Genomic DNA, 8,330 nt, shown 5'->3' with positions numbered 1-8,330 from the left:
CAGGTGTCTACCAAACAGGGGTCAGGTCCGACTCTACTCCACAGTCACAGCCGAAAACGTTGCGGAGTTCTACACGGCCCATGACGGTGAATTCCTCTTCAGCGTGCCACTGCCGATCACGTTGAGCCACAAACCACCAGGTGGTCAGATCAACATCAACCTCGTTGAAGGAATGAAACACCGCCAACCACCGCGGATGAACCCGAAACTATCCAAACCCCGGCCGAAACGCAGGCCGCAACCATAAACCGCTAGAAGTGTCCAAGACCTCCATGGACTCCGTGTCCAAAAAGACACCGGACTCCATGTCCAAAAACCCTATGGACATAACAGAGCTAGGTCAAGAGGCCGGAGATTAGGCCTTACGCACGATTCGGTATAGTGAACATGTGCGAAAGGCTATGGGGTGATAGTTTGTGCAGGGTTATCCGTTGGAAAACTCGTTTGCTGAGTATGAGCATTACTTTCCTCTGAAGGGGCTTGGCGCACATTGTGAGGTCGCAGCGCACACTGTAAATGAGATGGCTCGTTCACCTCGAGTTCTTACTGCAGAAGCTGCGGATGCCCTTGAGGCGGAATTTGAGCCTAAGATTCGTGGGGCTCAAAAATGGGGGATTTCTCTACTTCCTGATGAGCTAACAGCGGCGGCCTTGCAAGCCGCGGGTGCAGCTTTGCACTCGATCGGCCTGTTGCTGAAGTCCGATATTCGGTATCCGCTTACACCATCAATTCTTGCCAGGCCTGCTCTAGAAAACGCTGCTCTAGTAATGTATGTGAATGAGCAAGAAGACCCGTGGGTTAGAACCGCTCGAGCGGTAAACGTCGTGATAAATGGGTACGAGAACTCTGACGCTGCAAGGCCCGATTCCAAGCTTCATGACGCTTTGGAGGCGCATCAAAAAATTAGGCAAGCGTTTGCATCGCAGGGGTACGGCAGGCGTCACAGACTATTGCCGTATACAGATCTGGTTGAGACGTATTTTGATGGGTTTAAAGGTCGTGAGATGTACAACGAGTTCAATCGATCAGTGCACCACAATGTAGTCCGCCAAATTGAAATAGCGATCTCAGCGGATATCGGAAGCTGCGGCAATGCAATTGAAACCTACGAAGTGGCTATCCGAACCGCTATCGCGGTCGGCGCGGCAGCATTCAGCCTAAAGGAGTTTCGGCACTGCGACGACGTTGATGAAGCACCATTACATCTGCTTGCTGATGTCTTTAAAAGTTGGAGCGCGTACCTTGATGGGCTTGGTGATGATGGCTTCGTAGATTGATGTTTGCTTCATCGAGACGATTGACTGCCGGCTCATTATTGCGACGCAGGCGTTGACTATCTCTGCGCTCGTTGGGCATAATTCTTGGTAGGGGCAGTCCTACTTTGCGTACAGCTGCTCGACCCTCACCGGGGCTACTGGCAGGTGAGGGTCATTTTTAGTGTGCTTGGGGTGTTAGGGGCTTTGCGTTGAGCCGCCACCGAGGGCCTCTTGGACTATTGCGTTGGCGTGCACAAAAGGAATCCGCTCCTGCTCGATGCGCAGTCTTCCTTTGGTGTAAAGCAAGCGGTAGGCGCGTTGCTCGTCGGTGGTGAGGTGGGTGAGGGTGGCGGAGCCGTTGCCGGGGTCGGGGACGGCGAGGTGCTGGAATGCGGTGACGGTGGCGGGGTCCATGAGCAGTGATGTGGTGTGGGGGAAGTGGGCGCGCACGGCGTTGAGGATGGCAAAGCCGGCGGCGTCAAGATCGCCCCAGTAGGTGATGTCGGCTCGTTGTAGCCAGCCCAGTGCCTGGAGTTGGTGGGCGGCGGTGCCGGAGCCGAGGATGGCGATGGTGGTTGGGGAGGCGTCGGCAAGCGTGGGAAGTGCTAGGAAGGTTTGTTTGTTCTCCACGATGAGTACCCGGGGTGGGGTGTCGGGGAAGAGGGTGGCGGCGTCGGCGAGGGGGATTTCGATATCGGAGAGTGCCGGGGCGTGGTTGAGGTAGCGCAGGCGCAGGCGGGCATCACTGCGGCGCAGGCCCAAGTCCGTGATGCCGAAGGGAGCAAGGAGCGCCAGGAGCAGGCGGCGGTGGGTGCCTATCCATTTGCCATCGACGCCCTCCACCGGCACGGCGCGCTCCCATTCGCCGGAGCGGGGATTGGCGCGCAGCCAGGTCAGACACGGTCCAAGGCAGCGCAAGTCGCAGGCGCTTAAGTCCTTCCACTGGTTGTACGTGCGGCGGACGGTATGCGCGAAGTCCGGGGAGTCCGGAAAGATGGCGGCGATGTCCTGGGCACGCTGGAGGGCCCGGTCGTAGTCGGACATCAGGTTCGCGGCGGCAGCGATGCGCGCGGCGCCGGTGAGTATTGCGCGTGTGGGAACGTCGTTGGTGCCAAGGCCCGCGCGGGACCAATTTCGGGATTCATAGATGACCTCTTCCTGGTGTGGCCAGCGCTGCCAGGCGCGGATGAAGTCCTTCGTGGCCTTGATATCGCGGGCGGCGGCCGTAGCTGTTGGCGGGTGCAGCGGCCAGTCCAGGTTGAGCGCAGCGGGATCGGCGAGTGCGTCGGCGAAGTGGTTGCGCAGGTACTTGGCGGCATGCGCCTGCAGGTCTTTAGGAGTCCGCATCGTCGGAGTCCTTGGGGTCGGGTTGTTGGGGGTCGTGGGTGGTGGAGGCGTCGATAAGTTTGTAGCCCGTGCGTGCCTGCGGGCGGCCGTCGATGGTGGGCTCGTCGTAGCTGACCACGATGGTGCCGTCCACATAGGGCGAGAGAGTCTGGATGAGCTTGAACGGCGTGGCCAGAATCATGTGGAATCCAAAGGACGCGAAGACGGACATAGCGGTGCGGGTGAAAGCGGGATCCGCGCGGTCAAAGGCCTCATCCAAGATGATGGACCCATAGGTGGGCACGTCCTGGTCAGGCTCCGCGAGGCGGAAACGCAAGGCTGCGGCCAAACAGAAGAAGACGAGCTTCTGGGCCTGGCCGCCGGAGAGTGAGGCGGAGTCTTGATAGGTGTTGGCCGTGGTTCCATCGGGGTAGCACTCGCGGCCGACAAAGCTGACGTGCCGGCGGGTATCCAAAACCACGTTGCGCCAGCGGATATCCTCCGGCTGGCTGGAGCCGAGGCGGCTTAAGATCTTGTCCAAGGCGTGGTAGCGCGCAATGGCTGCCGCTGGATCATCCTCGGTGACTTCCGCCAGGCTGTGGGAGGTGGCGGCATCGAGATCCCGCTGGAATTCTTGGACCACCTGGCCGCGGGCGTCCTTGACTTCGATGCGCAGGGTGCGTTCACCGTTGAAGGGAGAGCGCTCCAGGGATTTGTTGATGTACTCCATGCGCATCTCAATATCGCTGCGGGCGCGGCGCAGATCCGTGGCTAGGTGGGAGAGGTTGCGCACCGTCTGGCCGTTGAGCAACTCGAGGAAGCGGGCGCGGAAATCAGCCAGGCGGTCTGCCCGGAGGAACTTGAGCTTCTCGATGCCCTCGCCGGCGAAGCTGGCCTGCGGTTCCAAGTCGGCGGCCTCCGCGGGCCACTCGGACAGGTAGGCGTGCAGGACGGAGACGATCTTGTCGTTGGCCTCCTCGATGCGGCGCGCGGCCGTGCGGGAGGTCTGTTGCAAACTGGCCTGGACTTCATCGCGGCGGGCATCGATGTCATCGATTGTGAGACTGCGCTTGCCTTTGTGCAGGGCTTCAACGACTGCTGTCTCAATGTCCTTGTCCGCGATCTCCGGCACGGGGCCGATGCCGCGGCGGCGAGCGGTGGAGCGCTCTAGCTCGCCTTCGACGTTGCCCAGGTGCTTCTGCGCCTCGTTGAGTCTGGCGCGGGCGGCGTTGAGCTTCTGCTTGGCCTGCGCGTGCGCGGCGGCCAGCGCCTGGGCCTCCGGGGAGGAAGCCAGTGAGTCAAACTGTTCTTGCAGATCACGCTTGCGGGCCTCGGCGGAGGCGGTGTCGATGTCCTGGAATGAGGTATCCAGTACCTGCTGGGCCTTATCGCGCTGGGAGCGCAGGATGTCCATCTTCCGGTTGAAGTCTTGGACCCGCTTGGCCGTAGCGCGGGCGGTGGCCTTGGCGTCGATGAGCTGTGAACGCAGCAGTTCAATCTTGGCGGTGTTGGTGGAGCCCACCCGGTACCAGGCGGTGCCGCTAAAGCGCGTGCGGTCATCCTTGATGAAGCGCGTTGAGCCGTCCTTGTCCTTGGGGCGGCTTTCCAGGCCATCGCGGGTAATGGCCGGGGTCTTGGTGACTTTTTCTAATTCCGCCACCGAATCCACGCATTCGTAGTTGAAGCGGCGCGAAATGTGGTGGCGTACCCAGCTCGCCATGGCGTGGTCTTGGAACTCGAGTTTGTGGATGAGCTGCCGCGGGCTGCGCGCGGCTGCCGGTGCCGGGGCAAACTCTGGGATGGTGCGGTATTCCAAGCGCGTGCCCACGTTGCGGGAATTGACCCACTGGTTGATGGCCTCCCGTGCGGCTTCGGGCACGAGCAAGGTGGCGGCGAAATTGTGCAGCAGCTTCTGGATCACCGGCTCCCACTCGCTCTGGTGAGGGCTGATATCGATGAGCTCGCCGGCAAAGGGGAGCTCGGACTCGGCATAGCCGGTATCGCGGGCCAGTTGCGAGCGCAGCTCCACCAAGGTCTTATCGATGTTGGTTCTCCGCGAGCTGAAGGAACGCAGCTCGCTGTCCAACGTGGAGCAGGCGGTGGCGGCGTCGCGGGCGGCCACGCCGGCTTCCTGTTGTTGATTGATAAGGTCCTCGAAATCGGCCTCGAAGTCCGCGATTCGGATTTTCGCATTGGCCTGTAGTTGGGCGAAGCCATGCGGGCTGAGCTCGTAGTGATCAGTCCACTGACCGGCCGCTGCACTAAGGCGCTGGAACTCCTTCGTGCGGTGCTCAAACTCCTTTTCGGCGGTTTCTATCTTGGCCCTTAAGGTATCGAGCTCACCCGAACTGAGCTGGGAGACGGCCACTGCGGCGAGGCGCTCTGCGTCATCGAGGTGAGCAACATCGGCCTCAAGCGATGCGGCCTGAGACTGGGCTTCGGCCAATTGCGCCGAAAGGGCCCGAATGCGAACGTCCAGTTCTTCAGCCACCAAGCGGGAGCGTACAGCTGGCAGCGCCTCAGCCATGGCTTCCGCTTGTGCTTTGTCCGCCTCCGCGCCTGTGCGCTGGGAATGCAGCTGGGGCAGGGGAGCGAGCGTATCAATCTGGGCCTTGACGTCTTCGACCCTTAAGTAAGCTTGGCGCAAATCCTCAAATTGCTCGACGGCCTCATCCGTTTTCTCAAAGGTAGCCGGACGGTCCAGCATGTAGTCCCTGAAGAGCTGGTCCAAGCTGGAGAGGGACTTCGCGGATTGCGTGCGGTGGAGAAGGAGCTGGCCCTCCACATTCTTGATCCCTAAGCGTTTGCGGAAGCGGTTCGCGAACGTGGTGTAGGTCGGCGTGAAGGACGCGCCGGGGCCTTTGTACATTGCCTTAATCTTGCGGGTGTCCAGGCTGCGGGTGAGCAAGGGGCTGAGCTTGTCGATGTCCTCGTCGCCCGGCACCAGCCCATACAACTTCTTGATCTGGCTCACTGAGCTCTCACCGCCGTTGAGGCGGAAGATAGCGATGAGGGTGTGCTGCTTGCCTGCGCCGTTATCGTAGGTCAGCGCCACGACCGAGTTGGTGGCGCCCTCCCGCAAGTACTCGGGGGCGATCTCACCGGTCTGGGCGTTCTCTCGCTGCCGCCACGCGCCGCGCACATAGGAGACGAGGTTGCGCCCGTTGTGCCGCCCGAGGTCTTGTTGTGACGCCGCGTTGAATTTCACGTGACTTTGCGGAACTAGCACTGCAGACATGGCATCGAGCAACGTGGACTTGCCGGAACCCGAGCCGCCTGTAATGAGGAAGCCCTTGCGAGCTACCGGGATGGAGAAGTAGCCGTGGAAAGTGCCCCAGTTAATCAGCTGGATGCGGCTGATGCGGAATTGTCCGGGGCAGAGGGAGGTGTTCTTAGTCATCGGAGGCAACCTCCTGCTCTTGGAGCTGCTCCGGTTCCTGCTCATCCTGGTCTTCCGCCTGCGCCAGGCGGGCGTATTCATCCCGAATAGCGGAGACCGTGGAGGCGTCGAAAAGCTGGCGCAGCACCGGGGAAACCTCAAAGCGGCCCTCGGTCTCGGTGGCGCTGATGAGGGAATAGTCATTCTGTATGCGTTTCATTGCCGCGTTGAAGCGCTTGGTGAAGCCGGCCTCGTCGCGGTTATCCACCGCACGGACATAGCCGATGCTCTCCCGGAGATCCTCCACGTCCACGATGACGCGCTCGCCGGGCAGGGTGAGGCCCAGCTCCTGGCGCAGGTTCAACAAGATGGCGGTGTCGATGTGCTTAAGCTTGTCCGTGCGCAGCACCTGCGGGATGCTCAAGCTGTCTTCCTCCACCATGCGGGTGAATGCGAAGCCTTCGGTCTCATCCACGACGAGCTCCAGGAACACCTCGTGCAACCGGGCGCGTAGATTCTCCTCGTCGGAGATAATCGCCGCCCACAGTACCGGTTCCTTCTGCGCGCGAATGAGCGGGCCCTGCAGCAGCTGCACCAGGGCGCGCCGCGAATGGTAGGTCAGCGTTCCTTTATCGTGTTCCCACAGCGGCGGCTCGTGCGCGGCATCGACGCGGGGGCTGTTGACGGCGGTCACTGTAGCTCCTTAACGGTGGTGTGATCGAAATACATGGTGGGGATCTGGGCACAACGCACGGTACCGTCTTCCTCGGTCCACGTGACTGTCTCGTGTGCTTCTTTTAACGAGGGCAACGGGTGGGAATCCGCGATATGTACCAAACCCACTACGCTGGCTAGACCTTGCGTCGGGGGATAGGCCTGCAGCACCTGGCCAATAGTGCAGGGGCCGGACTTGGCGACGGCCATGCGTACCGCCTCGTGCAATTCCTCGAAGTCGATTTCTGATTCTCGCACCAGCTCATAAAGCGCCTGCGGGTCTTCCGTGCCGGGCTGGTAGGCCACTGGTGTCTCCTCCACGACTTCCCGCCCGGGGTTGGCCAGGCGGATGCGGGAGACCGAATGAATCGACATGCCGATGCGCTGCAGTGGTGTGTCCATCCGGTGAAAGGCCTTCAGTTCGGAGTTCTGTGCGGCATCAATGGCCATGCCGCGGGCCTCGCGCAGCAGCTCAATCATGCGTCGGTCCTCCGCGAATTGCTCGGAGGAGACGTAGTTGCGCAAACTGCGCGCCAGCCCGGTCATGGTCTGGTTGACCTCGAAGCTGGTTTCCTCCATATCGCGAAAGAGGCTGCGCAGCCGCTGCCTCTTGTCCGGGGCGAGCTGCTGCCCGGGCTCGCTTTCCAGAACCTCCTTGATCCATTGGTCCAACCAGGCGCTGCGCTCCCTATCCATCAGGAGGGAATAGAAGCCGCGGAAGCTGCGCCCGGCCTCCGATTCCGCAATGTGGTCCACGCCGTTGAAGATTTCCTCCAGCACTTCGCCGCGGTAGCCCTCCGGATCTAAGAGCTGTCGGCGAAGCTGGTGGTTGAGGGCCTCGAGCTCATGGCGAACCCGGGCGAAATCACTCGGCACGGCCATGGCCATGTTCAGGACGTCTTGGACGCGCTCTTCCGTCTCCGCGGAGGTGAGGCTTTCAAACTGCCCGAGGTGTGCCTTTTCGATCTCGCGGTCAATGCGATCACGTTCTGCTTCCAAGCTGGCCACGCGGCTAGCGATGTCCTCGTTGGTATCCCGTGCCAGCCTTTGCAGCGCCGAGCTGATCGATTCCACCCGTGAGGCCGTCACCGCAGTCACCGGTGCTTCCCAGCGTTCGATGGCCTCGAGTGCCGAGAGAGCATCTTCACTGGGCTCGAGCGTTTCACCGTGGGAGCTCTTGCCGGACTTTCTAATTAACCAGCCTGCCTTGACCCAGTCATTGCAGTAGTTCTGTGGCGTGCGGGGCATGGAAAACTCGCTGGCCAAAACCTCGAAATCGGTGACCATGAGCTCGTATACCTCTGCTGCTGGGCGCGCCCGAGTGCCGCGTGGGAAGTACTCCGCAATCAACGCCAGAATCACGGGCGCGTTGTCCGCAGCCAGGAGCCGGATTGCGGCGGAATCGCGCATCAGGCGTCGGAGTGAGAGGGCGCGTGCTTCAACAGACATGTCTTGATTCTGACAGGTGTGCCGGACATGCGCAGTGGAGCGGGGCTCAGATTTTCGAAGCCCTCTGCCTGGTGCATGTCCTACAGAGCACAGATCGAAATAATTACGCCCATGGAGGCGGGGCCATGAGTGAAGCTTTAGGCTGCGTCCACCTGGTCGTCTTGTACCTCAACGCGGCCCATGAAATACCGTGAATGCGACTTTTT

At 60.9% G+C, this 8,330-nt stretch carries 5 protein-coding genes; 1 reads left to right on the top strand and 4 read right to left on the bottom strand.

Translation table 11 applies throughout. The features are described from left to right. Positions 1 to 416: 416 nt before the first annotated feature. Positions 417 to 1,277: a hypothetical protein gene (locus HMPREF2743_RS07855; RefSeq protein WP_070525433.1), complete on the top strand. Its 861-nt coding sequence runs from the start codon at positions 417 to 419 to the stop codon at positions 1,275 to 1,277. Between the two features lie 174 nt (positions 1,278 to 1,451). Here HMPREF2743_RS07855 and HMPREF2743_RS07850 read toward each other — a convergent pair whose 3' ends face one another. Genes HMPREF2743_RS07850 through HMPREF2743_RS07835 form a run of 4 tightly spaced genes read right to left on the bottom strand, consistent with a single transcriptional unit; the run spans position 1,452 to position 8,124 of the window. After that, positions 1,452 to 2,603, bottom strand: coding sequence for a DUF3322 domain-containing protein (locus HMPREF2743_RS07850; RefSeq protein WP_070818533.1), 1,152 nt, complete (start codon positions 2,601 to 2,603; stop codon positions 1,452 to 1,454). After that, the gene (locus HMPREF2743_RS07845) at positions 2,590 to 5,982 is read right to left on the bottom strand and encodes an ATP-binding protein (RefSeq protein WP_070818532.1); all 3,393 of its coding nucleotides are present in this window, start codon (positions 5,980 to 5,982) and stop codon (positions 2,590 to 2,592) included. The genes HMPREF2743_RS07850 and HMPREF2743_RS07845 overlap by 14 nt, the downstream gene beginning before the upstream one ends. After that, entirely contained in the window at positions 5,975 to 6,655 is a 681-nt protein-coding gene (locus HMPREF2743_RS07840) for a DUF4194 domain-containing protein (protein ID WP_070525427.1), read from the bottom strand. The genes HMPREF2743_RS07845 and HMPREF2743_RS07840 overlap by 8 nt, the downstream gene beginning before the upstream one ends. Beyond that, positions 6,652 to 8,124, bottom strand: a complete 1,473-nt coding sequence (locus HMPREF2743_RS07835; protein ID WP_070744693.1) for a DUF3375 domain-containing protein — start codon at positions 8,122 to 8,124, stop codon at positions 6,652 to 6,654. The genes HMPREF2743_RS07840 and HMPREF2743_RS07835 overlap by 4 nt, the downstream gene beginning before the upstream one ends. Positions 8,125 to 8,330: the final 206 nt, after the last annotated feature.

The organism is Corynebacterium sp. HMSC036D02 (genome assembly GCF_001836165.1).
Lineage (GTDB): Bacteria > Actinomycetota > Actinomycetes > Mycobacteriales > Mycobacteriaceae > Corynebacterium.
The sequence above is the reverse complement of the archived record's forward strand: the minus strand, read 5'-3'. Positions and strand labels throughout refer to the sequence as shown.